The sequence below is a fragment of the Rhodococcus opacus genome, from assembly GCF_012396235.1.
In the GTDB taxonomy this organism is placed as follows: Bacteria; Actinomycetota; Actinomycetes; order Mycobacteriales; family Mycobacteriaceae; genus Rhodococcus_F; species Rhodococcus_F opacus.
The window spans coordinates 1-23,418 of sequence record NZ_JAAXPA010000003.1 but is presented as its reverse complement, the minus strand read 5'-3'; the positions used below and the strand labels follow the sequence as shown (position 1 = coordinate 23,418).

At 68.5% G+C, this 23,418-nt stretch carries 24 protein-coding genes, 1 rRNA gene and 3 pseudogenes; 13 read left to right on the top strand and 15 right to left on the bottom strand.

Features of this window, described 5'->3' with window-relative positions:
• Window positions 1–194 precede the first annotated feature (194 nt).
• Genes HGB39_RS04130 through HGB39_RS04120 form a run of 3 tightly spaced genes read left to right on the top strand, consistent with a single transcriptional unit; the run spans window position 195 to window position 3,506 of the window.
• Window positions 195–1,346: a sensor histidine kinase gene (locus HGB39_RS04130; RefSeq protein ID WP_005573563.1), complete on the top strand. Its 1,152-nt coding sequence runs from the start codon at window positions 195–197 to the stop codon at window positions 1,344–1,346.
• A complete protein-coding gene (locus HGB39_RS04125) occupies window positions 1,343–1,966 on the top strand; it encodes a response regulator (RefSeq protein WP_005254770.1) in 624 nt (207 codons plus the stop codon). Before HGB39_RS04130 ends, HGB39_RS04125 begins: the two co-directional genes overlap by 4 nt.
• A 55-nt stretch (window positions 1,967–2,021) precedes the next feature.
• Window positions 2,022–3,506: an adenylate/guanylate cyclase domain-containing protein gene (locus HGB39_RS04120; protein ID WP_043793502.1), complete on the top strand. Its 1,485-nt coding sequence runs from the start codon at window positions 2,022–2,024 to the stop codon at window positions 3,504–3,506.
• A 52-nt stretch (window positions 3,507–3,558) separates the two neighbouring features.
• Here HGB39_RS04120 and HGB39_RS04115 read toward each other — a convergent pair whose 3' ends face one another.
• Window positions 3,559–3,933 carry an AMP-binding protein gene (locus HGB39_RS04115; RefSeq protein WP_247607358.1) on the bottom strand — a complete coding sequence of 125 codons (375 nt, stop codon included), beginning with the start codon at window positions 3,931–3,933 and terminating at the stop codon, window positions 3,559–3,561.
• A gap of 7 nt (window positions 3,934–3,940) precedes the next feature.
• On the opposite strand from HGB39_RS04115, the pseudogene HGB39_RS04110 reads away from it, so the two are divergent.
• Window positions 3,941–4,399: pseudogene (locus HGB39_RS04110) on the top strand (AMP-binding enzyme); the annotation flags it as partial.
• Between the two features lie 4 nt (window positions 4,400–4,403).
• Here HGB39_RS04110 and HGB39_RS04105 read toward each other — a convergent pair.
• From HGB39_RS04105 to HGB39_RS04090, 4 genes are all read right to left on the bottom strand, one after another.
• Window positions 4,404–5,654: an MFS transporter gene (locus HGB39_RS04105; RefSeq protein WP_081276607.1), complete on the bottom strand. Its 1,251-nt coding sequence runs from the start codon at window positions 5,652–5,654 to the stop codon at window positions 4,404–4,406.
• 222 nt (window positions 5,655–5,876) lie between these two features.
• Complete coding sequence (locus HGB39_RS04100; RefSeq protein WP_005254778.1) at window positions 5,877–6,239, bottom strand: PH domain-containing protein; 363 nt, start codon at window positions 6,237–6,239, stop codon at window positions 5,877–5,879.
• Window positions 6,236–7,237 carry a YihY/virulence factor BrkB family protein gene (locus HGB39_RS04095; protein ID WP_005573568.1) on the bottom strand — a complete coding sequence of 334 codons (1,002 nt, stop codon included), beginning with the start codon at window positions 7,235–7,237 and terminating at the stop codon, window positions 6,236–6,238. The genes HGB39_RS04100 and HGB39_RS04095 overlap by 4 nt, the downstream gene beginning before the upstream one ends.
• 62 nt (window positions 7,238–7,299) lie before the next feature.
• Complete coding sequence (locus tag HGB39_RS04090) at window positions 7,300–7,905, bottom strand: TetR/AcrR family transcriptional regulator (RefSeq protein WP_043793504.1); 606 nt, start codon at window positions 7,903–7,905, stop codon at window positions 7,300–7,302.
• Between the two features lie 109 nt (window positions 7,906–8,014).
• On the opposite strand from HGB39_RS04090, the gene HGB39_RS04085 reads away from it, so the two are divergent.
• The 3 genes from HGB39_RS04085 to HGB39_RS04075 are packed head-to-tail and all read left to right on the top strand — an operon-like array spanning window position 8,015 to window position 10,301.
• Window positions 8,015–8,872, top strand: a complete 858-nt coding sequence (locus tag HGB39_RS04085; protein ID WP_005573570.1) for a crotonase/enoyl-CoA hydratase family protein — start codon at window positions 8,015–8,017, stop codon at window positions 8,870–8,872.
• Window positions 8,869–9,282, top strand: coding sequence for a nuclear transport factor 2 family protein (locus HGB39_RS04080; protein ID WP_005573571.1), 414 nt, complete (start codon window positions 8,869–8,871; stop codon window positions 9,280–9,282). The genes HGB39_RS04085 and HGB39_RS04080 overlap by 4 nt, the downstream gene beginning before the upstream one ends.
• Window positions 9,283–9,323: 41 nt before the next feature.
• A complete protein-coding gene (locus HGB39_RS04075) occupies window positions 9,324–10,301 on the top strand; it encodes an NAD(P)H-dependent flavin oxidoreductase (protein WP_168442919.1) in 978 nt (325 codons plus the stop codon).
• Window positions 10,302–10,369: 68 nt separating this feature from the next.
• Here the strand turns inward: HGB39_RS04075 and HGB39_RS04070 are convergent, their stop codons facing one another.
• From HGB39_RS04070 to HGB39_RS04050, 5 genes are all read right to left on the bottom strand, one after another.
• Window positions 10,370–11,521: an acyl-CoA dehydrogenase family protein gene (locus tag HGB39_RS04070; protein WP_005569552.1), complete on the bottom strand. Its 1,152-nt coding sequence runs from the start codon at window positions 11,519–11,521 to the stop codon at window positions 10,370–10,372.
• 55 nt (window positions 11,522–11,576) lie between these two features.
• Window positions 11,577–12,218 carry a TetR/AcrR family transcriptional regulator gene (locus HGB39_RS04065; protein WP_005569553.1) on the bottom strand — a complete coding sequence of 214 codons (642 nt, stop codon included), beginning with the start codon at window positions 12,216–12,218 and terminating at the stop codon, window positions 11,577–11,579.
• Between the two features lie 10 nt (window positions 12,219–12,228).
• Window positions 12,229–12,990: a 3-hydroxyacyl-CoA dehydrogenase gene (locus HGB39_RS04060; RefSeq protein WP_005264856.1), complete on the bottom strand. Its 762-nt coding sequence runs from the start codon at window positions 12,988–12,990 to the stop codon at window positions 12,229–12,231.
• Window positions 12,991–13,030: 40 nt separating this feature from the next.
• Window positions 13,031–14,224 carry a thiolase family protein gene (locus tag HGB39_RS04055; protein ID WP_064080938.1) on the bottom strand — a complete coding sequence of 398 codons (1,194 nt, stop codon included), beginning with the start codon at window positions 14,222–14,224 and terminating at the stop codon, window positions 13,031–13,033.
• 79 nt (window positions 14,225–14,303) lie between these two features.
• Window positions 14,304–15,104: a crotonase/enoyl-CoA hydratase family protein gene (locus HGB39_RS04050; protein WP_005569555.1), complete on the bottom strand. Its 801-nt coding sequence runs from the start codon at window positions 15,102–15,104 to the stop codon at window positions 14,304–14,306.
• A gap of 148 nt (window positions 15,105–15,252) precedes the next feature.
• Between HGB39_RS04050 and HGB39_RS04045 the strand changes: the two genes are divergently transcribed.
• Genes HGB39_RS04045 through HGB39_RS04035 form a run of 3 tightly spaced genes read left to right on the top strand, consistent with a single transcriptional unit; the run spans window position 15,253 to window position 18,588 of the window.
• Window positions 15,253–16,224 (top strand): NADPH:quinone oxidoreductase family protein, encoded by a 972-nt coding sequence (locus tag HGB39_RS04045; protein WP_005569556.1) that lies wholly within the window; start codon window positions 15,253–15,255, stop codon window positions 16,222–16,224.
• A gap of 11 nt (window positions 16,225–16,235) precedes the next feature.
• On the top strand, window positions 16,236–17,018 hold the full coding sequence (locus HGB39_RS04040; protein WP_005569557.1) for an enoyl-CoA hydratase: 783 nt from the start codon (window positions 16,236–16,238) through the stop codon (window positions 17,016–17,018).
• A gap of 10 nt (window positions 17,019–17,028) precedes the next feature.
• Complete coding sequence (locus HGB39_RS04035; protein ID WP_043791248.1) at window positions 17,029–18,588, top strand: long-chain-fatty-acid--CoA ligase; 1,560 nt, start codon at window positions 17,029–17,031, stop codon at window positions 18,586–18,588.
• Here the strand turns inward: HGB39_RS04035 and HGB39_RS04030 are convergent.
• The 4 genes from HGB39_RS04030 to HGB39_RS04015 form a co-directional block, all read right to left on the bottom strand.
• Window positions 18,578–19,528 (bottom strand): alpha/beta hydrolase, encoded by a 951-nt coding sequence (locus tag HGB39_RS04030; protein ID WP_064080824.1) that lies wholly within the window; start codon window positions 19,526–19,528, stop codon window positions 18,578–18,580. The genes HGB39_RS04035 and HGB39_RS04030 overlap by 11 nt on opposite strands.
• A gap of 102 nt (window positions 19,529–19,630) precedes the next feature.
• The gene (locus tag HGB39_RS04025; RefSeq protein ID WP_005574494.1) at window positions 19,631–20,074 is read right to left on the bottom strand and encodes an SRPBCC family protein; all 444 of its coding nucleotides are present in this window, start codon (window positions 20,072–20,074) and stop codon (window positions 19,631–19,633) included.
• A gap of 2 nt (window positions 20,075–20,076) precedes the next feature.
• Window positions 20,077–21,630 (bottom strand): succinic semialdehyde dehydrogenase, encoded by a 1,554-nt coding sequence (locus HGB39_RS04020; protein WP_005574492.1) that lies wholly within the window; start codon window positions 21,628–21,630, stop codon window positions 20,077–20,079.
• A gap of 80 nt (window positions 21,631–21,710) precedes the next feature.
• Window positions 21,711–22,106, bottom strand: a complete 396-nt coding sequence (locus HGB39_RS04015) for a low affinity iron permease family protein (RefSeq protein WP_005574490.1) — start codon at window positions 22,104–22,106, stop codon at window positions 21,711–21,713.
• 130 nt (window positions 22,107–22,236) lie between these two features.
• On the opposite strand from HGB39_RS04015, the pseudogene HGB39_RS04010 reads away from it, so the two are divergent.
• The 3 genes and pseudogenes from HGB39_RS04010 to HGB39_RS04005 all read left to right on the top strand — a co-directional run.
• Window positions 22,237–22,496, top strand: a pseudogene (locus HGB39_RS04010) (type I restriction enzyme endonuclease domain-containing protein); the annotation flags it as partial.
• Window positions 22,497–22,577: 81 nt separating this feature from the next.
• Window positions 22,578–22,754 (top strand): annotated as a pseudogene (locus tag HGB39_RS40590) (AAA family ATPase); the annotation flags it as partial.
• Between the two features lie 28 nt (window positions 22,755–22,782).
• Window positions 22,783–23,301, top strand: coding sequence for a hypothetical protein (locus HGB39_RS04005; RefSeq protein ID WP_168442918.1), 519 nt, complete (start codon window positions 22,783–22,785; stop codon window positions 23,299–23,301).
• A 5-nt stretch (window positions 23,302–23,306) separates the two neighbouring features.
• Here the strand turns inward: HGB39_RS04005 and rrf are convergent.
• Window positions 23,307–23,418 (bottom strand): 5S ribosomal RNA (gene rrf, locus HGB39_RS04000); the annotation flags it as partial.

Genomic DNA, 23,418 nt, shown 5'->3' with positions numbered 1-23,418 from the left:
GGTCCTCTCCAGATCACGACCGACGCCGCAGTCGATGCGGGCCGGGGCGGCGCTCACGGCCTCCGAACTCACCGTGCCCCGGGCACGAGACGGTTCCATCGCACGTGGGGTGGAATTCTCGGTGGTCGAAGGTCGGGTGCGCGTTCCGACTTTCGATGGATGCCGGGTGCGCTCGCGTCGATAAGCTGGGCGGGGTGCACCGTTCCCCTCTCACGCCCGTGTTCGCGGGTCTCCAACTGGGACTGCATGCGCTGATCGCGGCGCTCACTGCAGTCGTGATCCTGCGCGCCGTCCTTCCGGACGCACCACAGGCACCGGCGATCGTGGTGCTGTCGGTGGCGTTTCTCGCGGTGTACGCGGCGGGAGCGACGCGTCGTCTGCGCGGGGCGTGGTGGCTCGCCGCGCTGACGGCTCTGTGGGTGGCGCTGATGGTCCTCGCCCCCGACGCCGCCTATCTCGCGTTCGGGCTGTTCTTTCTGTACCTGCATCTGCTGCCGCGACGCTGGGGAGTCCTGGCGGTCGCAGCCGCGACCGTCGTGGCCGTCGTGGGTACCGGAATGCACCGCGGCTGGAGTGTCGCGGGTGTCGTCGGCCCGGTGATCGGCGCGTGCGTCGCGGTGGCGATCGGCCTCGGCTACCGGGCGTTGTACCGGGAGGCCGTCGAACGCGATCGCCTCATCGACGAATTGACCCGAACCCGAGCCGAACTCGCCGAGCAGGAACGTGCCGCCGGCTCCCTGGCCGAACGTGAGCGGCTCGCACGCGAGATCCACGACACCGTCGCGCAGGATCTGTCGAGCATTCAGATGCTGCTCCACGCCGTCGAACGTGCCGCCCCCGACCACCCCGCCCGGGACCGCATCCGGTTGGCGCGGGAGACGGCCGCCGACAGCCTCGCCGAAACCCGTCAGCTCATCGGCGATCTCACACCCGCCGTCCTCGACGGGCAGTCACTCGCGGAGGCGCTCGCGCGGATCTGCACGCAGGCGAGGAGCGACACCTTCGACACCATTGCCGTGGTCGAGGGGGAGCCGGTGCGGTTGCCGATGCCCGTCGAGGCGGCGTTGGTGCGGATCGCGCAGGGTGCGGTGTCGAACGTGGTCCGGCACGCACACGCATCCCGGATGGCGATCACGCTCACCTACTACGAGGACGCGGTCCGGTTGGACGTGGTCGACGACGGCGTCGGCTTCGATGTCGAACTCCTCGACCGTGCACCGTCGAAAGCGTTCGGGCTGAATTCGATTCGGCGACGCGTCGAGCTGCTCGACGGGTCGATGTCGGTGGAGTCGGAACCCGGACTGACCGCGGTCGCGGTGTCGTTCCCGCTCGAGGTCGGCATATGATCCGACTGCTGCTCGCCGACGACCATGCGATCGTTCGCGCGGGCCTGCGCGCCCTCCTCGAGCACGAGGACGACATCGAGGTGGTCGGTGAGGCTGCCACCGCCGACGCCGCCGTGGCGTTGTGCGCGACGACTCCGGTCGACCTGGTGCTCATGGACCTCCGGTTCGGCGCCGGCACCTCGGGTGTGGACGCCACCCGGAACCTGCGGTCCCTGCCGAACCCACCGCACGTGCTGGTCGTCACCAACTACGACACGGACGCCGACATCCTCGACGCGGTCGCGGCCGGCGCCGCCGGATATCTCCTGAAGGACACTCCCCCGCCCGAACTCCTCGCCGCCGTCCGCGCGGCGTCGGCCGGCGACAGCGTCCTCTCCCCGGCCGTGGCGTCGAAACTGATGACCCGCGTACGCCGACCTGCCACCAGCCTCAGCCCACGGGAGATCCAGGTGCTGACGTTGGTGGCTGCCGGGCGGTCCAATCGGGAGATCGGCAAGGAACTCTTTCTCTCCGAGACCACCGTGAAGTCCCATCTCGTCCACATCTTCGGCAAACTCGGCGTCAAGTCCCGGACCTCCGCAATCGCCCGGGCCCGCGAGCTGGGCACCCTCCCCAGGTGAGTGGCAATGTGCGCGGACGCACACTTTGCCACTCACATGCGTTTACGCTGGGGAAATGGACCCACCTGCCGTCCGTTACGTGCAGCGGGACGGGCATGCGCTGGCGTACCAGGTAGTGGGCGCGGGTGAACGCGACGTGGTGTGGCTGTTCGAGATCAACATGCACCTCGACCTCATGTGGACGGACCCGCAGATCCACTACCTGATGGAACGGGGCAGCACGTTCGCCCGCACGGTGTACTTCCAGCAGCGGGGACTGGGGCTGTCCGACCCGGTCGAGCACCTGCCCACACTCGAGCAGCAGGCCGACGACATCGTCGCGATCATGGACGAGGTCGGGATGCGGCAGGCCGTGCTGGTCGGGGTTGCCAGCGGGAGCGGTGCCGTCGCACTCGTCGCCGCCCGCTCACCGGAACGGGTCACCGGCGTCGTCCTGATCCAGCCGTTCGCGGAACGCCTCCTGGGCGGTGACCACGACCCCTCCGACTGGACCGGCGCCGAACGCGACAAATTCGTCGACGAGTGGCGAGGGGCCGCCCGGAACTGGGGGTCGGGCAGCACGGTTCCCCTGTGGGATCCCCAGGAGGACTCGGCGTTCAACCGTCGGCTGATGGCGATGCTCGAGCGCAGTTCCGCGACACCTGCGGTCGCACAGGCCCATCTCGAGTGGATCTTCCGGCTCGACTACTCCGACACGTTGCCGTCCATCCAATGCCCGGCGCGGGCACTGCTGGTCCCCGGCAGTCCGGTGCCGGTGGCCGCCTCGAAGTACGTCGCGGACCGCATCCCGGCCGGCAGTTTCCACCTGTTGCCGCCGTCGCCGCCCGGCGCGTCGCTCGGGGAGGCGTGGAAGCCGATCATCGACCATGTCGAGCAGTTGGCCACCGGTGGGCACCCGGCATCCGACACCGGCCGGTACCTGGCCTCCGTACTGTTCACGGACGTCGTCGGGTCCACCGAGGTGCTTGCGCGGATCGGCGACGCCGCCTACCGCGACCTCCGGGCCGCGCACGAGTGGCAGGTCCGCGACGACGTCGAGAAGGCGGGCGGGCGGCTCCTCAATGTCGCCGGCGACGGCACCTTCAGCATCTTCGACGGTCCCGCGTCCGCGGTCCGGTGCGCGCGGGCGGTCGTCGACGGCGCCACCGAACTCGGGCTCGAGGTGCGGGCCGGCGTCCACGCGGGGCAGGTCGAGCGCAACGGTCCCGACGTCAGCGGGATGACCGTCCACATCGGCGCGCGCATCGGAGCGACGGCCCGCGCCGGCGAAGTGCTGGTGTCCCGTACCGTGCGCGATCTCGTGGTGGGTTCGGGACTGCGGTTCGCCGACGCCGGGGAACACGACCTCAAGGGCGTTCCCGACCGCTGGCCCCTCTACTCCCTCACCGACGCGGACCACGCGCCCCGGACCGTTCCGCGACTCGCGCCGAAGCTGGGCATGATCGACCAGGCCATCCTGCGCACCGCGAAGCGGGCACCGCAGGCACTGCGCGCGCTCGTCGGCGCCGCCAACGCGAGGCAGCGCCGACTGTCCCGCTGACCCCAGGTGAGTGGCAAAGCGTGCGTCAGCACACTTTGCCACTCACGTCACCTCACACCGCCACGGTGGACCGGCGGGCGGTCGCCTGCTGGACGTCGGGCGTCGAGTATTTCCGGACGATCGCGACGAGGCAGAGGAGCCCGATCGCTCCGGCGACGGCGAGGGAGGCGCGACGCCAGCCGTCCGGTGTGGCCGCATCGCCGAGCGGGATCGTCGCCCGCACCCGGACGCTTCCCTTCGATTCCGCGAGGGCCTTCTCGTCAACCGGCACCAGGGCGTCCTCGACGACGAACGCGTCGGCTGCGCAGTCGTCGAGGATGTATCCGATCTCCCCGCCGGTCAGCATGAAGTTGACCGGCACGAGGACCACACCGAGCCGGGCGGTCGCGAAGTTCAGCACCGGGTACTGCCAGCAGTTGTGGGACAACAGCGCGAGCTCCCCCGCGAAGACCCGCGACGCCCAGCACCCGCAACACCCGACGTGGACCACCACCGGCGACGTCGGCTACCTCGACGAGGACGGGTATCTGTTCCTCACCGACCGGAAGTCGTTCATGATCATCTCCGGCGGCGTCAACATCTATCCGCAGGAGATCGAGAACACCCTCACCGAACACCCCGCCGTCCTCGACGTCGCGGTGATCGGGATCCCCGACGAGGCGATGGGTGAATCGGTGCTGGCCGTGGTCCAGACCGTTCCGGGTGTGACCGGGGACGACGCGCTGGCCGGCGAACTCCTCGACCACGTGCGGGGCCGGCTCGCCCGGTTCAAGGTCCCGCGGAACGTCGTCTTCAGCGACGACCTCCCCCGCACCCCCACCGGGAAACTCGTCAAGGGCACGCTACGAGAGCGCTACTCAGTCCAGGTTCCCGCCCGAGCCCTTCCCGCCTGAACCGTCAGCCGCCGGCGGCCGGTTCGTCCCGGCGCCGGCGGTCGAGGAGGACCGCGATCGTGAGGACGATCAGTCCGGCGACGCCGAGGAGGGCGCCGACGGCTGCCGGGGCGGTGTAGCCGTATCCGGCCGCGATCACGACACCACCGATCCACGCACCACCCGCGTTGGCGAGGTTGAACGCGCCGTGGATCAGCGTCGACGCGAGCGTCTTCGCGTCACCCGCCGCGTCCATCAGCCGCGACTGGACGGCCGGGAAGATCGCCGTCACCGCCATCCCGATGAAGAACAGCACGATCAGCGCCGTCACCGGGTTGTGGGCGGCGACGATGAACAGCGCGAGAACGCAGATCAGGGCGATCATGCACCCGAACAGCCCGGGCACCACCGCGTTGTCGGCGATGCGGCCACCCACGACGTTGCCGAGGATCATTCCCGAACCGAACAGCATCAACGCCACCGGAACCATCGCGTGCGGCAACCCGGACACGTCGGTGAGCGTCGAACTGATGTACGTGTACACCGCGAACGAGCCGCCGAACCCGACCGTCGCGAAGATCAGCGTCATCCACACCTGCACCCGGCTCAGCGCCCCGAGTTCGGCCACCGGGTTGCTCACGTGCACCCCCGCCAGCGGCGGGACGAGGCGCGCCAACGCCACCAGCGTCACGATTCCGATGATCACCACGAGCACGAACGCGGACCGCCAGCCCAGCATCTGACCGAAGAACGCCGTCGCAGGCACCCCGACCACGTTCGCCACCGACAGACCCATCATCACGGTCGCAACCGCCTTGGCACGCTTGCCCGGTTCCGCCAGGTGCGCGGCAACCAGCGCTGCGACCCCGAAGTAGGCACCGTGGGGCAGTCCGGCGAGGAACCGGGCCGCCAGCAGCGACTCGTACCCGGGGGCGAGCGCGGTCGCGAGATTGCCGACGACGAACGTGGCCATCAACGCGATGAGCAGCGTGCGCCGCTCGACGCGGGCGGCCAGCGCCGCGATCGTGGGCGCCCCGACGACGACGCCGAGCGCGTACGCGGAGACAAAGTGCCCGGCAACCGGCTCCGACACCCCGGTCCCCGCAGCCATCGCGGGCAACAGACCCATGGACGCGAATTCCGTTGTGCCGATACCGAACCCGCCGAGGGCAAGCGCCAGCATCGCGCCCCGCCGACTCGGCGACGGAATCCGCGGACGCAGAGACGGACGAGCGGTGACCGCAGGTTCGGTGAGGTGAACTGCAGGCGGCGTCATGGCAGCGAGACTCCCGTCGGGCTGATCGTAGGATCGGCGAGCACGTCCAATGGACTCGCCTGAGGATGAACCGGGCCGAGATGGTGGCACACCGGCTCGTACCAGTATGGGCGAGGCCGCAAGCGAATTGATAATCCGCGCAGGCGTGATTCCACTCACCGGCGCAGCGTGTGGGTGCGTCGCCGTGACCTGGCGCGACGCACCGGAGCAGAGCGACCTACGTCACGTGATGTGTTCGAGGATCACCGTGTGCACGTGGTGGGCCTTGTCCATGCCGCGGAAGTCGGCCTCGTACGTGGTGTCGGCGACGTCGAGGGCGATGCTGCTGGAGGAGAAGAACTGGCCGGCCCACGACTTGTTGCTGAGGAACGAGACCGAGCGGATGTTCTTGTACGGGATGGACGTGATCGCGGTGCGCTTGCCGACGAAGCTCTTGTCCTGGATCACGACGCGGAGGTTCGTGATCCCGAGGAAGCCGGTGCCCGCGCCGATGCAGTCGTACACGGCGATGATCGACTCTCCGGGGAGGATGCCCTGCTGGACCTGCTTCAACTGTTCCGACTTGTCGAAGATCGGGTCGGTCATGGTTCCTCCTTCGACGGCGGTCCAGGCCTGTCCATCTTCGCAGAAACTTCGTCGAACGTGACGTGGATGCCCTCGTGCGGTACCGCGCGCTGCGCCTTCGCCTGGTCGGTGAACGTCCGTCTGTCACCCTCCACGAGGTCGGCCTTGTCCGTGAACGGCCCGAGCAACGCCCGCGGGTGCAGCCTGTCGACGCGGACGACGTTGATCTCCACACACACCACGATCGCCGCGGCGGCCAGGAACAGGAACGCCAGCAACCCCAGCACGACGGCGAACACCCCGTTCGTCACGGACGCCGTGCTCACCACCTTGCTCACGTAATAGGCACCGAACGATTGGAGCACCTGCCACACCACGGCTGCCGCGACTGCGCCGGGCGCGACGTCGGCGACGGACAGCGGCCGGGCAGTGGCGAGCCGGAAGGCGAGGATGAAGATCGCGGAGTTGATCGTGATCGCGGCGAGCATGAGAAGCACGGTGAACGATCCGGACAGGTGCGTCGCGGCGCCGACCGCCGCCACCGCGGCGGTGCCGAGGACGGCGAGACCGATCGTGCCGAGCAACAGCAGACCCCGCAACCGGCCTCGGATCGGGTCGGGCCGCATGTGGCGGGGCACCGACCACGCCGTGTTCATCGCGTTCTGGCTGGCCAGCGCGACCCCGAGTCCGCCGTAGAGGGCACCGACGAGTCCGATCACCAGACCCGTCACCCCGCCGCCGATCCGGTGCGGGTCGGCCAGGTCGGCGCCGATGACCGGGAACTGGCTCAGTGCCGAGTCGATGATGTCCTGCTGCAGTTCGGGGTGTCCCGACAGCACGAACCCGAGCACCGTCGACAGCAGAAGCAGGAGGGGAAACAGCGAGATGAACCCGTAGTAGGCGATCAACGCCGCGAGGTACACGCCCTGGTCGTCGAGAAATTTGTACGTGACGGCGATCGGGAAGCCCATCGCCGGGTACCTCTGCTGGAGAGCGTCGAGCCGTCTGGCGAACTTCATCTCACGCTCCGTTTCCGCGCCAACCCGTCACCCCGATTCTGCCCGGGTCGCGGCCACGGCGATCAGACGGTCGGTTTCACCATCGCGAGGGCGAGGTCGGCGTAGCGCTCGGCGAGTTCCTCGGGCTTCAGCGGACCGTCGGCGCGCCACCACGTGCACACCGACTGGCCCATGTTGATGATGCCGCGGACGGCGTCCCGCGGGAATTCGGTCGCGAAGTCGCCCTCCTCGACACCGCGCTCGACGACGTCGCGGAAGAGGTGTTCCTGTTCGTCGCGGAGGGCCACGACGAGCCGGCGGCCGGCGTCGTCGAGGCTGCGTATCTCGGTGGCGCCGACCATCGCGTCCAGCTGGCGGGTGGTGTGGAACATGACCCACGCCCGCATCAGCGCCTGCAACTGGTCGGCGGGGGCGCCACCCGAGCGCAGCAGCGCACCGCGCGTCATGGCGATGGCGTCGTGTAGCGCGCGCACCATGATGTCCTGCAGGATCTCCTGCTTCGACGCGAAGTGGTGGTAGATCGAGGCGACGGTGATGTCGGCGCCGCGGGCGATGTCCCGCATCGACGTGCCGTGATAGCCGCGTTCGTTCATGTTGGCCACCGCGGAGTCGAGGATCACCTGCCGCCCGGTACCCGTGCTCACGGCTGCCACCCTTGCAGCGCACATTCCTCGGTCTCCGTCCCCGCTCCGATCGTCACACGACCACTCCAGGGTAGTGGGTCCCGTCACAGAACCCGCTCTAGCGATCGTTCGGTAACAATGTCATGCTGGTGCGGTGGATCACATCGGACTCGCCGTCGCGGACGGTATCGCGACGATCACCCTGAACCGGCCCGACCAGCTCAACGCGTTCACCACCACCATGGAGAACGAACTGATCGCCGCCTACGACCAGCTCGACGCGGACGACTCCGTCCGGGCGATCGTGCTCACCGGAGCCGGACGAGCGTTCTGCGCGGGCGCAGACCTGTCGGCCGGTGCCGCCACGTTCGATCACTGGCAGGACGAGGACGAGGACGCCGACGCCCGCCGCGACGGTGGCGGCCGCGTGGTGCTCCGGATGTTCGAATCCCGCAAGCCGATCATCGCCGCGATCAACGGACCGGCCGTGGGAGTGGGCATCACGATGACCCTCGCCGCCGACTTCCGCCTCGCCGCCGACGACGCCCGCATCGGATTCGTCTTCAACCGCCGCGGCATCGTCCCCGAATCCTGCTCGACCTGGTTCCTGCCGCGCCTCGTCCCCCTGCAGACGGCCCTCGACTGGGTGTACTCCGGCCGGGTGTTCCCCGCCACGGAGGCCTTCGACGCCGGCCTCGTGTACAAGCTGTATCCGCGTGAATCCCTGCTCGACGCGGCGTACGCTCTGGCCCGGAGCCTGACCGAGCACTCCGCCCCGGTGTCGGTGGCGCTGTCGCGCCAGATGATGTGGCGGGCACTCGGCGCCGAGCACCCGATGATCGCGCACCGCGTCGAGACACGCGGGATCAACATCCGCGGCATCGGGCCGGACGCGCGCGAAGGCATCTCCGCGTTCCTCGAGAAGCGGCCCGCCGTGTTCCCCGACAGCGTCCGCGACGACCTGCCGGACGTGTTCGGCGAAGACCTTCCGACCCCGGCGTTCCGCGGATGACCGCCGCACTGCCTGCCCGCCCCGGCGTCGTCGACCGCTGGCACCACGTCGTCGAACATCGCGACCTCGCCGCCCTCGCCGCCCTCGACGCCCTGATCGCCGACGACGCCGTGTTCTCCTCCCCCGCGGTGTTCACTCCGCAGGAAGGGAAGGCGAAGGTCCTGGCGTATCTCGGCGCCGCCCTGACCGTGTTCGACGGCAACGGTTTCCATTACGTCGAGGAGTGGTACGGCGACCGTTCGGCGGTCCTGGAATTCGCCACCGAACTCGACGGCATCCACGTCAACGGCATCGACCTCTTCCACTGGAACGACCGCGACCAGATCACGTCGTTCAAGGTGATGGTCCGTCCCGTGAAAGGCCTGCAGGCGCTCATCCCGCTGATGGCCGCCCAGCTCTCCCAGTCGTAAACCACTGCATCGTCGTACACCACTGCATCAAGGAGAAATTCATGAGCCTGCCCCCCATCCTGCAAGACCGGCTTCGCCTGCCCGTGGTCGCGTCGCCGATGTTCATCGTCTCGGGTCCCGACCTGGTGATCGCCCAGTCGACGTCGGGCATCGTCGGATCGTTCCCCTCCCTGAACGCCCGCCCGCAGCCGGTGTTGCGCGAATGGCTCACCCGCATCACCGAAGCCCTCGCCAAGCACGACGCCAACAACCCCGAGACACCGTCCGCGCCGTACGCGGTCAACCTGATCGTCCACAAGAGCAACGACCGTCTCGACGAGGATCTCGCCACCATCGTCGAGTTCGAGGTCCCGATCGTCATCACGTCCCTCGGCGCCCGCGCCGACGTCAACGAGGCCATCCACAGCTACGGCGGCATCGTCCTCCACGACGTCATCAACAACAAGTTCGCGAAGAAGGCGGTGGAGAAGGGCGCCGACGGCCTCATCGCCGTCGCGGCCGGCGCCGGCGGACACGCGGGCACCCTGTCGCCGTTCGCGTTGATCCAGGAGATCCGCGAGTGGTTCGACGGGCCGGTCCTGCTGTCGGGCTCCATCGCTCACGGCCGCTCGGTCCTCGCCGCGCAGGCCGCCGGCGCCGACCTCGCCTACATCGGATCCGCGTTCATCGCCACCGAAGAGGCCAACGCGGACCAGGGCTACAAGCAGATGATCGTCGACTCCACCGCGTCCGACATCGTCTACTCCAACCTGTTCACCGGCGTGCACGGCAATTACCTGCGGGGCAGCATCGAGGCCGCCGGACTCGACCCGAACAACCTCGCCGTGTCGGACCCGTCCGCCATGAACTTCGGTGTCGGCGAGGACGCGGACAAGAGCACGAAGTCGGAAGCCAAGCCCTGGCGCGACATCTGGGGCGCCGGACAGGGCATCGGCGCCGTCGACGCCGTCGTCCCGGCGGCGGAGATCGTCGAACGCCTCACCCGCGAGTACGCGGACGCGCGGGCTCGCCTGCTCTAGGCGCTTCGCGCCCGTGCGTGGTTAAGGAGTCCAGAGACTCGTCAACCACGCACGGGCGGCGGAGCCGCCTATCCTGCCGCGATGTCGCGCCCGATGATTTCCTTCATGATTTCGGTGGTTCCGCCGTAGATCGTCTGGATCCGGCTGTCGACGTATGCGCGGCCGATGGGGTACTCCATCATGTAGCCGTAGCCGCCGTGCAACTGGACGCAGCGGTCGACGACACGCTTCTGCAGCTCACTGGCCCACCACTTGCCCTTCGACGCGTCGACGGCGGTGAGTTCGCCTGCGTTCAAGGCGAGTACGCACCGGTCGATGTGCGATTCGGTCACCTCGATCTCGGTGAGCATCTCCGCCAGCGCGAACCGGGTGTTCTGCAGATCGCCGATCGGCTTCCCGAACGCCTTGCGCTCGAACACGTAGTCCCTCGTCCACTGGTAGGCGGCCTTCGCGGCGGTGATGGCGCTGACCGCGATCGAAATGCGTTCGAGGGGCAGGTTTTCCATGAGGTGAACGAAGCCGCGGCCCTCGGTGCCGAGCAGGTTGGTGGTGGGCACCCGCACGTCCTCGAACACGAGCTCGGCCGTGTCCTGACCGGCCAGGCCGACCTTGTGCAGCTTGCGACCCCGGCTGAAGCCGGGCATGCCCCGCTCCACGACGAGGAGTGAGAAGCCCTTGGAACCGGCGCTCGGGTCGGTACGGGCGACGACGATGACCAGGTCCGAGTGAATGCCGTTGGTGATGAACGTCTTCTGACCGTTGATCACCCACTCGTCGCCGTCGCGCACCGCGGTGGTCTTCACGCCCTGCAGATCGCTGCCGGCGCCGGGCTCGGTCATCGCGATGGCGCCGATCAGCTCGCCCGCGGCCATGCCCGGCAGCCACCGCTGCTTCTGCTCGTCCGTGCCGAGGTTCACGATGTACGGGATGGCGATGTCGTCCTGGAGGGACAGTCCCGAACCGAACGACGTCGTCGCGGTGCGGGCGATCTCCTCGGCGACGACGTACCGGAAGCGGTAATCGGTGACGCCGGAACCGCCGAACTCCTCGGGCACGCCGAGCCCGACGATCCCGGACTTGCCGGCCGCCAGCCACGCCGAGCGGTCGATGAGCCGGTCCGACTCCCACCGTTCGTAATTCGGCTCGATCTCGCGGACGAGAAACTCGCGCATGGTCTCCCGGTACGCTTCGTGATCCCTGTCGAAAAGGGTGCGCTGCATGGTCTCTCCTTGTCGCCGGGACGAGCTCGTCCGGCTCGGTGGACCCGGCGCGATGTCAGTGGTCGGGTAGATACCCGACGGTGTGTAGGGCGATGTCGACGTAGCGGCCGGCGACCTGCTCGGGGGTCAGTGCTCCACCGAGCTGGAACCAGCGTGGAATGGACTGGCACATCCCGAGGAGGGCGCGCACGGTCTCGGGGACGTCCCCGCTGTGGAACACCTCGCGGGCGACGCCGTCGGCGACGAGGTCGATCATCATCAGCTCGAGCCGCTTGCGGGTCGCGGCGTAGCGGCTGCGGCTGTCGGCCGAGACGTGCCGCAACTCGGTGTCGAGGGACACGTGCCGCACTCGGTACGTCATGTACAGGACGATCGCCTCGACGACGTTGGAGAATTGCACCACCACGTCGTCGCCGGCCTCGCGGGCGGCTGCCTCGGCGCGGTCGTTCAGTTCGCGCATCTGCATTTCGAACAGGGCCACGAGAACGGCTTCCTTGCTCTCGTGGTGGTAGTACAGGGCCGGAACGGTCACCCCGACACGACGGGCGATCTGCCGCACCGTCGTGCCGTGGTAACCGTTCTCGTTGAACAGATCCAGTGCCTGCTCGAGGATGGGCGTCAGCGGCAGCGCCTCGAACGTCCGCCAGTCGGCGTACACCGGCTCCGTCGCGGTCGGCCCGTCCTCGTGCAGAGTCACAGGTCGCCGATCAGCGCGGTGCCATGCGGATGGCGCCGTCGAGACGGATGGTCTCACCGTTGAGCATCGGGTTGCTGACGATGTGCGCGGCGAGCGCGCCGTACTCGGACGGGTCGCCGAGACGCGAGGGGTGCGGAACCTGACCGCCGAGCGACTGCTGCGCGGCCTCGGGCAGCGATCCGAGCAGCGGCGTCTTGAACAGGCCGGGAGCGATCGTGTTGACGCGGATCAGCAGCGACGCGAGGTCGCGGGCGATCGGCAGGGTCATGCCGACGACGCCGCCCTTGGACGCGGAGTACGCGGCCTGACCGATCTGGCCCTCGTATGCGGCGACGGAGGCGGTGTTGATGATGACGCCGCGCTCGCCGTCGATCGGCTCGTTCTTCGAGATGCGCTCGGCGGCAAGGCGGATCACGTTGAACGTGCCGATGAGGTTGACGGTGACGATCTTGGTGAAGTCGGCCAGCGGGAACGCGCCGTTCTTGCTCACGGTCTTGATGGCGTTGCCGATGCCGGCGCAGTTCACGGCGACACGCAGCGGCCCGAGCGACTCCGCGACATCGAGTGCGGCGGACACGTCGGCCTCGCTGGTGACGTCGCCGGCGGCGAAGCGCACGCGGTCGCCGAGTTCCTTGGCGACGGTCTCACCGTTGGACGAGGGCAGGTCGATGATGACGACGCTGGCGCCGTCGGCGAGGAGGGCCTTGGTGGTGGCCAGGCCGAGGCCCGAGGCACCGCCGGTGACGAGTGCGACGCTGTCGTTGACGATCATGTCTATACCTTTCGGAAGCAGGGTTTTTCGAGCGGGTTGTTCAGATGCGTTCGATGATGGTGGCGTTGGCCATGCCCGCGCCCTCGCACATGGTCTGCAGGCCGTAGCGTCCGCCGGTGGCCTCGAGGTTGTTGACCAGGGTGCTCAGCAGGCGGGTGCCCGACGAGCCGAGTGCGTGCCCGAGCGCGATCGCGCCGCCCCACGGGTTGAGCTTGGCCGGGTCGGCCCCGAATTCGTGCGCCCACGCCAGCGGCACCGGCGCGAACGCCTCGTTGACCTCGTACGCGTCGATGTCGTCGAGGCTCAGCCCCGACTTCGCGAGGATCTTCTTGGTCGCCGGGATCGGTGCGGTGAGCATGAAGACCGGGTCGTCACCGGCAACTGCGAACGAATGGAACCGGGCCCGGGGGGTCAGCCCCAGCTTCGACGCCATCTCCTCGCTCATGATCAGCGCCGCGGACGCGCCGTCGGTCAGCGGCGACGAGTTGCCCGGGGTGATGTGCCACTGCGCCTCGGGGAACCGGGCCGCGTACTTCTCGGAGTAGAACGACGACTTCAGCCCGGACAGTCCCTCGGCGGTGGTGGAGGCGCGCACGGTCTCGTCGGCGGTGTGCGTCACCGTCTCACCGGCGGCGTTGGTGACCGAGATCGGGACGATCTCCTTGTCGAACAAGCCCTTCGACAAGGCGTCGGCGGCACGCTGATGCGACTGCGCGGAGAACGCGTCGAGGGTGTCCCGGTCGAACTTCCACTTGGCGGCGATCAGTTCGGCGGAGATGCCCTGGTTGACCAGGCCCTCGGGGTAGCGGGCGGCGATGCCCGGACCGGACGCGTCCTGACCGATGGTCGTCGTGCCCATCGGAACGCGGGACATCGACTCCACACCGCACGCGATCACGATGTCGTAGGCGCCGGCGATCACGCCCTGCGCGGCGAAGTGCGCCGCCTGCTGGCTCGAGCCGCACTGGCGGTCGACGGTGGTGGCCGGAACCGAATCCGGGAAGCCGGCCGACAGCACCGCCGTTCGGGAGATGTTGAGGGCCTGCTCGCCGGCCTGTCCGACGCAGCCGCCGATGACGTCGTCGACCTGTGCGGGGTCGATGCCGTTGCGTTCGACGATGCTCCGGAGCACGTGCGCCAGCAGTTCGACCGGGTGCGTGCCGGACAGCGCACCGCCCGGCTTGCCCTTACCGGAGGCGAGGCGGACGACGTCCACGATGACAGCGTTGGTCATGATGTTCCCTTTCGATAGTGTGCGGCTGCGCCGCCCGTGAGTACTTATTAACCGCGGGGCGTTAACAAGTACTCACGGGTCAGCGGCCCTGCCAGACGGGCTGACGCTTCTCGGCGAACGCGGTCGGCCCTTCCTTCGCGTCGGCGCTGGTGAAGATGGTCGCGATGGCGGCGTTGTTCGCCTCCCATGCCCGGTCGCCCCAGTCGGGTTCGGTTGCGGTGCGGTGGATCATGGCCTTCGATTCACGTACCGACAGCGGAGCGTTCGCGGCGATCTGCTCGGCGAGTTCGAGCGCGACGTCGAGGGTGGTGCCTGCCGGGGCGACGCGGTTGACCAGGCCCAGCTCCTTGCCCTGCGCCGCGCTGATCGGTTCGCCGGTGAGCGCGATCTCCAGCGCGACCTTCTTCGGGATCTGCTGCTGCAGGCGGATCACGCCCCCGGCGGCGGCGAACAGTCCGCGCTTGACCTCGGGAAGCCCGAGCTTCGCCTCCTCGTCCACCACCGCGAGGTCACTGGCGAGGACCAGTTCGGTGCCGCCGCCCAGGGCGAAGCCGTTGACCGCGGCGATGGTCGGCTTGCTGATCCAGTGCTGTGCGTATCCGGCGAATCCCCACTCGGGATGCCCGTCCGCGGCCGTGTTCTCGCCGGACGCCAGTGCCTTGAGGTCGGCGCCCGCGCAGAACGCGCGGCCGGACCCGGTCACGACGACCACTCGCACCTCGGGGTCGTTCTCGGCCTGCTCGAGCAGACTGCCCACTGCGGTCGACAACGCACCGTTCACCGCATTGAGCGCCTTGGGGCGGTTCAGCGTGATGATGCCGATGCCTCCGCGCCGCTCCCACAGTGCGGCTGCCTCCGTCGTCTCCGTCTGTTCTGGCACGTCTCATCCTCCGCCTCGGCATGATTACTGATCGCTCGTTAAAGTTAGTACCACGGCGTCACCGGCACGGTCAATGATCGAATTTATCTAGCGCCCGTTCAGTTGCGTCTGGTATGGATATTCAGGGACCGACGGAGGAGATCACCACGTGTATGCCCAGCAATTGACCACCGCTTCCGGCCCCGCCGGAGTCCAGCTCACCGAGATCGACGAACCCGACGGAACCGCCCTCGTGGTCGTGGATCTGCACGCCGCCGGAGTGTCGTTCCCTGACCTGCTGCAGACCACCGGCAGCTACCAGATCGTCCGCGAACTGCCGTTCGTGCTCGGCGTCGAGGGCGCGGGCGTGGTCCGTAGCGCACCCGAGGACAGCGGCATCCGGGCCGGGCAGCGGGTGGCCGTCCTCGCGTCGGACGGAGCGTGGCAGCAGACCGTCGCGGTGGAGCCGGACTCGGTGTTCCCGCTGCCCGATTCGGTGTCGTTGACTGCCGGGGCGGGCTTCCTGATGAACTACCTCACCGTGCACTTCGCCCTCGACGAGCGCGCCCGCTACCGCGCCGGTGAGACCGTGCTGGTGCACGGCGCCGCAGGCGGTGTCGGGGTCGCCGCACTGCAGGTCGCGGCCGCGCTGGGACTCGAGACGATCGCCGTGGTCAGCACCGAGGAGAAGGCCGGCATCGCAAAGGCCAACCGCGCCGATCACGTCGTCCTCGTGGACGGCTGGAAGGACCGGGTCCGCGACCTCACCGCAGGCCGCGGAGTCGACATCATCCTCGACCCGGTCGGCGGCGACCGTTTCACCGACAGCCTGCGCAGCCTCGCGCCCAACGGGCGGCTGGTGGTCCTCGGCTTCACCGGCGGCGAGATCCCCACCGTCAAGGTCAATCGCCTTCTCCTGCGTAACATCTCCGTTCTCGGGGCCGGCTGGGGCGAGTACGTGCGCACCAACCCCGGCTACACGAGCAGGCAGTGGGCGACCCTGGGCCCGCTCCTCGAATCCGGGGCGCTGCAGATCGCCGAGCCCACCACCTACTCGTTCGAACACGCCGGCGACGCACTGCGGACGCTCGAAACCCGGTCCGCCACCGGCAAGATCGCCCTCTCCGTCCGCCCTTCCTGACAAGGATCCCCATGAGCTCCGACATTCCCGGCGTGGACACGACCGTCGACGACGGCGTCCTCCGCGTGACCCTCGACCGCCCCGCCCGCATGAACGCCGTCACGACCGAAACCCTCGACGCCGTCACCGCCGCATTCGACAAGCACACCGGCGACGGGGGGGTCCGGGCCGCCGTCCTCACCGGCGCCGGTCGCGCGTTCTGCACGGGCGCGGACCTGGGTGGCGAGACTACGTCCGGTCCGCCGTCGGCCGCGACGATCGATGCCGCGAACCGCACGGCGGCCGCGATTCGCGCGTTCCCCCGGCCCGTGATCGGCGCGGTCAACGGTCCCGCCGCCGGCGTCGGGGTCTCCCTCGCCCTGGCCTGCGACCTCACGATCGCCACCGAGTCGAGCTATTTCCTGCTCGCGTTCACGAAGGTCGGCCTGATGCCGGACGGTGGTGCCACCGCACTGGTCGCCGCGTCGGTCGGTCGCGCTCGCGCACTGAAGATGGCGCTTCTGGCAGAACGACTGCCCGCACGTGAGGCTCTCGCGGCCGGGCTGATTGCCGACGTGGTCCCCGACGACGAGTTCGCCGCGACAGTCGACGCCCTCGCGCGACGTCTCGCCGACGGACCGACGGAGGCGTTCCACTTCACCAAGGACGCTGTCAACGACGCCACCCTCTTCGAACTCGACAACGCGTTCGCCCGCGAGCGCACGGGCCAACTCGACCTCCTCGCCGCCCCCGATTTCCGGGAAGGTGTCGCGGCGTTCCTGGACAAGCGTCCCGCCGTGTTCGGCCGCGGCTGAGGACCTCACGATGAGTACGACGTCGAACGCTCAGCCCTTCGCCTCCCGGCGCACCCACTGGGCCAATCATGTTGCCCGGCACGCCTTCGCGAAACCCGATGCCGTGGCACTCCGGTTCCGGGGCACGTCGACCACCTGGCGTGAGCTCGAGGACCGCAGCGCGAGGACGGCCGCCGTCCTCGCCGCCCGCGGTGTCGGCCGCGGCGACCGGGTCGTGCTGCTGCTGACCAACCGCCCCGAGTTCCTCGAGGTGATGCTGGCCGCGACTCGCCTGGGTGCGATCGCGGTGCCGGTGAACTTCCGGCTCAGCCCCGGCGAAGTGCGGTTCATCGTCGCCGACAGCGACGCCACCGTCGTGGTCGTCGAGGATTCACTCACCGCTCTCGCCGCGGAGGTCGACGACAGCGTGCCGGTTCTCGTGGTCGGCGACGCCCCCGACGACAGCTCGCTCGAGACGCAGTTGCGCGCAGCCGATCCCGACGTCCCGATCGCGGACGTGCCGGAAGACTCCCCCGCCGCCATCATGTACACGTCCGGAACCACCGGACGCCCGAAGGGTGCGGTGCTGTCGCACCTCAATCTGCAGGCGCAGGCACTGACTCTCATCCGGGGATGGCGACTGTTCGACACCGAGTCCGAGGTCAACCTGGTCTCGTCTCCGCTGTTCCACATCGCAGCCCTCGGCAGCGTCGGGCCGTTCCTGCTGATCGGCGCCACCATCGTGATCCACCCGACCGGTGCGTTCGATGCGACCGAACTACTCGACGCTCTCGAGCGTGAGCGGGTGACCAGCGTGTTCATGGTGCCCACCCAGTGGCAGGCCATCCTCGACGACGCCGGCCCCGACGGTCGGGACCTCGCCCTGCGGGTACTGGGCTGGGGAGCCGCGCCGGCCACACCGACCCTCCTCGACCGCTTGTACGCCGCCTTCCCGGACGCCGCGATCGTCGCGTTCTTCGGGCAGACCGAGATGTCCCCGGTGACGTGCATGCTCGACGGCAAGGACGCCGTGCGGAAGATCGGGTCGGTCGGGAGGCCGATCGACACCGTGGCGATGCGCGTGGTCGACGAGGCGATGAACGACGTGGCGCAGGGCGAGATCGGTGAGATCGTCTACCGCGGCCCGGGACTCATGGAGGGATACTGGAGGAACCCCGAGGCCACCGCGGACGCGTTCGACGGCGGCTGGTTCCACTCCGGCGACCTCGTGCGGGTGGACTCGGACGGGTTCGTGTACGTGGTGGACCGCAAGAAGGACATGATCATCTCGGGTGGGGAGAACATCTACTGCGCCGAGGTCGAGAATGCCCTGGCCGCCCACCCGGACATCGTGGATGTCGCCGTGATCGGGCGGGCCGACGAGCGCTGGGGAGAGGTTCCCGTCGCGGTCGTCGTCCCGCGGCCCGGGGCGGCGCTCGAGGTCGACGCCCTCGCGGACTGGCTCGACGGCCGGGTCGCCCGCTACAAGCGGCCCAAATTCGTCGAGGTCCTCCCCCAGCTGCCCCGCAACGCCAGCGGGAAGGTCGTCAAAGGCGTTCTGCGCGAACAGTTCGGCACGGTCAGCGGCTAGCCGGGCGGCGGAGGTGGCGGACGAGGAAGTCGGTCTCGTCCGCGACCACCCGCTCGAAGAGGTCGCCGAAGTAGGGGTCGAAGTGACCGCCCGGGTACACGTGCACCTCGGCGCCCGGGGTCTTGGCCGCGGCCTTCTGCGCGCTGCGGGTGAAGGTGACGACGTCGTGGTCGGCGATGGCGAAGTAGACGGGGCAGGTGATCTTCGCGACCGTCGTCGTCGGCCGGTACAGCGCTGCCTGCAACGCCACCCGCCCCGGGGTTTCGTTGCGCCACGTCGAACCGGGCGGATCCATCCGGTGATATCCCGCCTCCGCGTCGGGTGTGGTCATGGCCGCGAACGAGCCCGGCGGCCCGACGACGGGAAACATGTACGGCGGCCGGTGCCGCACCTGGGCGTACCGGTCCCGCAGGTAGGCGACCGCCATGCGGCCGAGCCCGGCCATGCCTAGTCGCGGAAGGTTCGTCAGACCGTCGACGTACGGCACCTGCGACACGACCGCGGCCACGCGCCGGTCCCGCGCGGCCGCCGTCAGGACGAGTCCGCCGGACAGTGACGTTCCCCAGAGCGCGACGCGGCTGGGGTCGATGTCCGGGCGGCTGCGCACGAACGCGACGGCACTGTCCCAGTCGTCGAGTTGACTGTCGATGTCGAGCAGTTGGCGGGGTTCGCCCTTGCTGGCACCGAAGTAGCGGTAGTCGAACACCAGCGCCGTGACTCCCGCGGCCGCGAACCGTTCCGCGAACGCGTCGAGTCTCTGCTCGCGCACCCCGCTCCAGCCGTGCGCGAGCACCACACAGGGTGCTGCCGTAGGGGTTTCGGAATGGCGCCGGTACAGCCAGGCGGCGCAGCGCTGTCCCCGCGAGGGGAACCACACGTCCTCACGGCGGACGTCAGGGCACGACCGACCAGCTTCGACGGGTGTCGGCCGAGGATTCATGGGAGGCGCCTCCGAGAGGTGTGGACAGCGTCCAGTCTCGGACCCTGCGCACAGCGGCGCCAGCCACCCTAGGGTGAAGAATCAGCACCCCAGGGTGGAAAATCAGCTCTCGAGGGCGACTTTCATGCGCTCGAGGGTCTGCCGCATCCCGTCCTGCATCAGTTGGTCGCGGTTGCTGCCCAGCACCTTCGACTTCTGCACCAGCCGCACCCACCATACGGGCGTCGCGTAGATCTCCCGGGTCTCGGTGACGAGTGTGCCCGCGCCGGAGGGTTCGAGGTGATACGTCCAGCGCGCCTTCGGCTCGTCTGCCTCGAACGAGAACCTCTGACCCGGAACGATATCCACGACGGTGCAGTGCGTCTTCCACCGCACCGCCCCGTGCCGGTTGGCGCCGACGAACCGCGCCCCCACGGTCACCGGAGTGCCGGACGTCCAGCGCGCCCCGGTGTTCTCGGGGCTGAACCGGCCCATGCCCTCCACGTCGGTCACCACGTCCCACACCTCGCCGGGCGGGACGTCGATCAGGATGCGCGCGCTGTCCACGTCTAGCGGCCCGGAATCCACTGCAGCGCCTTCACGAAAGGTGGCATGATCTTGGCCCACACCTTCGGCGACAGTCCACGCGGGCCGCCGAGGTTGAGGATGCGGGTGGTGGCGATGGTCTGCGGTTCGGTGTACTTGAGGAGCCCGTCGTCGCCGTGGCGGCGGCCGACACCGGACACTCCCATGCCACCCATCGGCGCACCGGTGCTGCCCCACGCGGGGGCGTAACCCTCGTCGACGTTGACGGTTCCGGCGTGGATCCGGGCGGCGATGGCCTCGCCCTCCGCCTTGGTACCCGCCCACACGCTGGCGTTCAGGCCGTACTCGGTGTCGTTGGCGCGTTCGATCGCCTCGTCCACGTCGGCGACGGGGTAGATCGAGACCAGCGGCCCGAACGTCTCGTCGCGGTAGCACTCGGCGTCCTCGGGGACGCCGGTCAGGACGGTCGGCTCGTAGAACAGGGGGCCGAGGTCGGGGCGCGCCTTACCGCCGGCGACCACGGTGGCGCCCTTGACGACGGCATCGTCGACGTGGCTGGACACGGCCTTGACCTGAGCCTCGGACACGAGGCTGCCCATCTCGATGCCGAAGTCGTAGCCGGCGCCGAGCTTCATGTTGCGGACGCGTTCCCCGAACATCCGGGTGAACTCGGGTGCGATGGATTCCTCGACGTAGATCCGCTCGATCGAGATGCACAGCTGCCCGGAGTTGGAGTAGCAGGCGCGGACGGCGGCGTCGGTGACCTCACGGAGGTTCGCGCCGGCGGTGACGATCATCGGGTTCTTGCCGCCGAGTTCGGCGGAGAAGCCAATGAGACGGCGACCGGCCTGCTCGGCGAGAAGCTGACCCGTGGCCGAGGATCCGGTGAACATCAGGTACTCGGTGTTCTCGACGAGGGCGGTGCCGACCACCGAGCCCGGTCCGGGGACGACGGCGAACAGGTCGCGCGGCAGCCCCGCCTGATACAGCAGGTCGACGCAGGCCAGGGCGCAGTACGGGGTCTGGCTGTCGGGCTTGAGGACGACGGCGTTGCCGGCGAGGAGCGCGGCGACGGCGTCGGACACCGCGAGCGTCATGGGGTAGTTCCACGGCGAGATGACGCCGACGACGCCCTTCGGCTGGTACCGCACGACCGTCTTGGTGAGGCCGGGCAGCATGCCGGAGATGCGGCGGGGACGCAGCAGCTTGGGGGCGACGCGCGCGTAGTGGCGGGCGGTCATCGAGATGTCGAGGACCTCCTCCTGCGCGGCGGCGCGGGACTTGCCCGTCTCGGCCTGAGCCATGTCCATCAGGGCGTCGCGGTTCTCGAGCACCAGGTCGCGGTTGCGGTGGAAGATCGCGGCGCGTTCAGTGACGGGACGCTTGGCCCATTCCTTCTGCGCCACCCGGGCACGTGCGATCGCGTCCTGGGCATCCTGAGCGGTACCGACCGGGACAGTGGCCAGTTCCTTACCCGTGAACGCCTCGACGACGGACCGCGTCGGGCGATCCGCCGCATCCGGAATGGCGATGAGGTCGGCTAGCCGCGCGAACGTGGCGGCGGACGGAACAGGCATTTCGTACCCCTACTGGTTAGTAGTTTTTGCGGTTACACATAACTTACCTGCTTGGTGCGCCAAGTCACAGGGGCGGATGGCTAGTGCCGGTCTTCGAGCCCGACAGCCTCCCGCAACTTCTCCTCCGCCTTCCTCAGCTCGGGGTTGTCCCGGGCGGAGGAATCGAGCAGGGCGGCGAGCGCCTCGGCGATGACGTTCAGTTTCTCCTGCAGAGCCTCGGTGGCGCGGCGGCTGGCATTCTCGAGCAGGACCACGAGAAGCAACGTGAAGACGGCACCGGCGGTGTGGATGGCGATCTGCCACTCGTGAAGGTCCTTCCAGAGTGGGATGCTGACGACCCACAGCGCGACGGCTCCCGCGCAGATCCCGAAGAACGGCGCCTGGCTTACCCGGAGTTCGATCTGCTCGACGAACCTGTCGAACGCCGAACGCTGATCGGTTGGCTGCTGACGTGCAGCCTTCGCGCTGCGTACCATCTTCGGAGTCTAGGCGCAGCTGCCACTCCAGATATGCCCGTTTCAGCTGATATGCCCGTTTCAAGGCATCGCGACGTTCAGCGCGAGACCGGGACCGGGTAGTACACCCGGTCCCGTGCGGCCGCACGTCGTAGTTGCACAGAACGAGGCCGCCGTCGACGTCATGGGCGACGATGTGCTCGCCCACATTGCCCGCGACCTCGTGGCGACCATGCGTCGCGATACCCGGACTGGACGGTGCGCTAGGACGTCAAGGCCAAGCTGAGGGCCAGCATCAAGCGCCTGCTCCGCAAGTACGGATACCCACCAGACCAACAGCCGGCCGCCATCGTCCAGGTGATGCAACAGATTGAGGCCATGGCGCCGCGGTATGCCGAGGAACAAGCAGCCGACCGTCAGGAAGCACAACCCCAACTCCGGCAGAGTAGAGGAACGTGCGACGAACCGGTCGTCGACCGCATCGCGGTACGGATGACCAGGCTGAACGAGGTGATCGCGACCGACCCGAACCTCGGCAAGGACTACTGCATCGGTCATTCGTACTTCACTCCGGGATCCGTCGACGCGTCGGGCGAGAACTTCGCGGAGCGCTGGTACCTCCGGGTGATCCAGTCGGAGATCGCGCCGCTGCTGGCCGAGTACTGGTTCGACAATCCGCAGGTGGCTAAGGATCGCGGTGAATCTCGATCACGCGCAATTGGATATGCCGGCGGCGACTGTCACCAGAGCGATGGAGTATCTGGTTCCCGCGAACCCTCTGTACGACATGCTGTGCACGCACCTCCACCTCTTGGCCCGGACGGCCGCAGCGGCTCCGCTGCTTCTCGACCATCTCGAGTGCGCGACGGTTCGGCTCGCTCGCGTACTCGTCGCGAGCGCCGCCGACGACGAAGCACGACATCGGGAGTCACTCGAGTGCAGCCTGCTGGCGCGACTTCGCCTCTACATCGAGTCGAACCTCACAGATCCCTCGCTGTCGCCAGCCGGCGCCTCGACTGTCGTCTCTGAACGCATTTCACGAGTCGATTCCGCGACGCGTCGGCATGACTTCACGCGATTGGCGGTGGCTCCCGGAATCGACCGACCGATTGACCGTCTGCCGGCGGTGCGTCGGGGTGAAAAGACAGGCGCGGCATGGGTGTTCGTGCCCGGGAATGCCGAAAGCCCCCCAACGTGGTTGGGGGGCTTTCGGTAACGGATGTTCGGCGGTGTCCTACTCTCCCACACCCTGTCGGGTGCAGTACCATCGGCGCTGGAGGGCTTAGCTTCCGGGTTCGGAATGGGACCGGGCGTTTCCCCTCCGCTATGGCCG

Excerpts from the sequence above, each read along its gene's own strand:
- HGB39_RS04125 (WP_005254770.1), top strand. The coding sequence starts at position 1,343 with ATGATCCGACTGCTGCTCGCCGACGACCATGCGATCGTTCGCGCGGGC.
- HGB39_RS04120 (WP_043793502.1), top strand. The coding sequence starts at position 2,022 with ATGGACCCACCTGCCGTCCGTTACGTGCAGCGGGACGGGCATGCGCTG.
- HGB39_RS04105 (WP_081276607.1), bottom strand. The coding sequence starts at position 5,654 with ATGACGCCGCCTGCAGTTCACCTCACCGAACCTGCGGTCACCGCTCGT.
- HGB39_RS04100 (WP_005254778.1), bottom strand. The coding sequence starts at position 6,239 with ATGACCGACCCGATCTTCGACAAGTCGGAACAGTTGAAGCAGGTCCAG.
- HGB39_RS04095 (WP_005573568.1), bottom strand. The coding sequence starts at position 7,237 with ATGAAGTTCGCCAGACGGCTCGACGCTCTCCAGCAGAGGTACCCGGCG.
- HGB39_RS04090 (WP_043793504.1), bottom strand. The coding sequence starts at position 7,905 with ATGTGCGCTGCAAGGGTGGCAGCCGTGAGCACGGGTACCGGGCGGCAG.
- HGB39_RS04080 (WP_005573571.1), top strand. The coding sequence starts at position 8,869 with ATGACCGCCGCACTGCCTGCCCGCCCCGGCGTCGTCGACCGCTGGCAC.
- HGB39_RS04075 (WP_168442919.1), top strand. The coding sequence starts at position 9,324 with ATGAGCCTGCCCCCCATCCTGCAAGACCGGCTTCGCCTGCCCGTGGTC.
- HGB39_RS04070 (WP_005569552.1), bottom strand. The coding sequence starts at position 11,521 with ATGCAGCGCACCCTTTTCGACAGGGATCACGAAGCGTACCGGGAGACC.
- HGB39_RS04060 (WP_005264856.1), bottom strand. The coding sequence starts at position 12,990 with ATGATCGTCAACGACAGCGTCGCACTCGTCACCGGCGGTGCCTCGGGC.
- HGB39_RS04055 (WP_064080938.1), bottom strand. The coding sequence starts at position 14,224 with ATGACCAACGCTGTCATCGTGGACGTCGTCCGCCTCGCCTCCGGTAAG.
- HGB39_RS04040 (WP_005569557.1), top strand. The coding sequence starts at position 16,236 with ATGAGCTCCGACATTCCCGGCGTGGACACGACCGTCGACGACGGCGTC.
- HGB39_RS04035 (WP_043791248.1), top strand. The coding sequence starts at position 17,029 with ATGAGTACGACGTCGAACGCTCAGCCCTTCGCCTCCCGGCGCACCCAC.
- HGB39_RS04030 (WP_064080824.1), bottom strand. The coding sequence starts at position 19,528 with ATGAATCCTCGGCCGACACCCGTCGAAGCTGGTCGGTCGTGCCCTGAC.
- HGB39_RS04020 (WP_005574492.1), bottom strand. The coding sequence starts at position 21,630 with ATGCCTGTTCCGTCCGCCGCCACGTTCGCGCGGCTAGCCGACCTCATC.
- HGB39_RS04015 (WP_005574490.1), bottom strand. The coding sequence starts at position 22,106 with ATGGTACGCAGCGCGAAGGCTGCACGTCAGCAGCCAACCGATCAGCGT.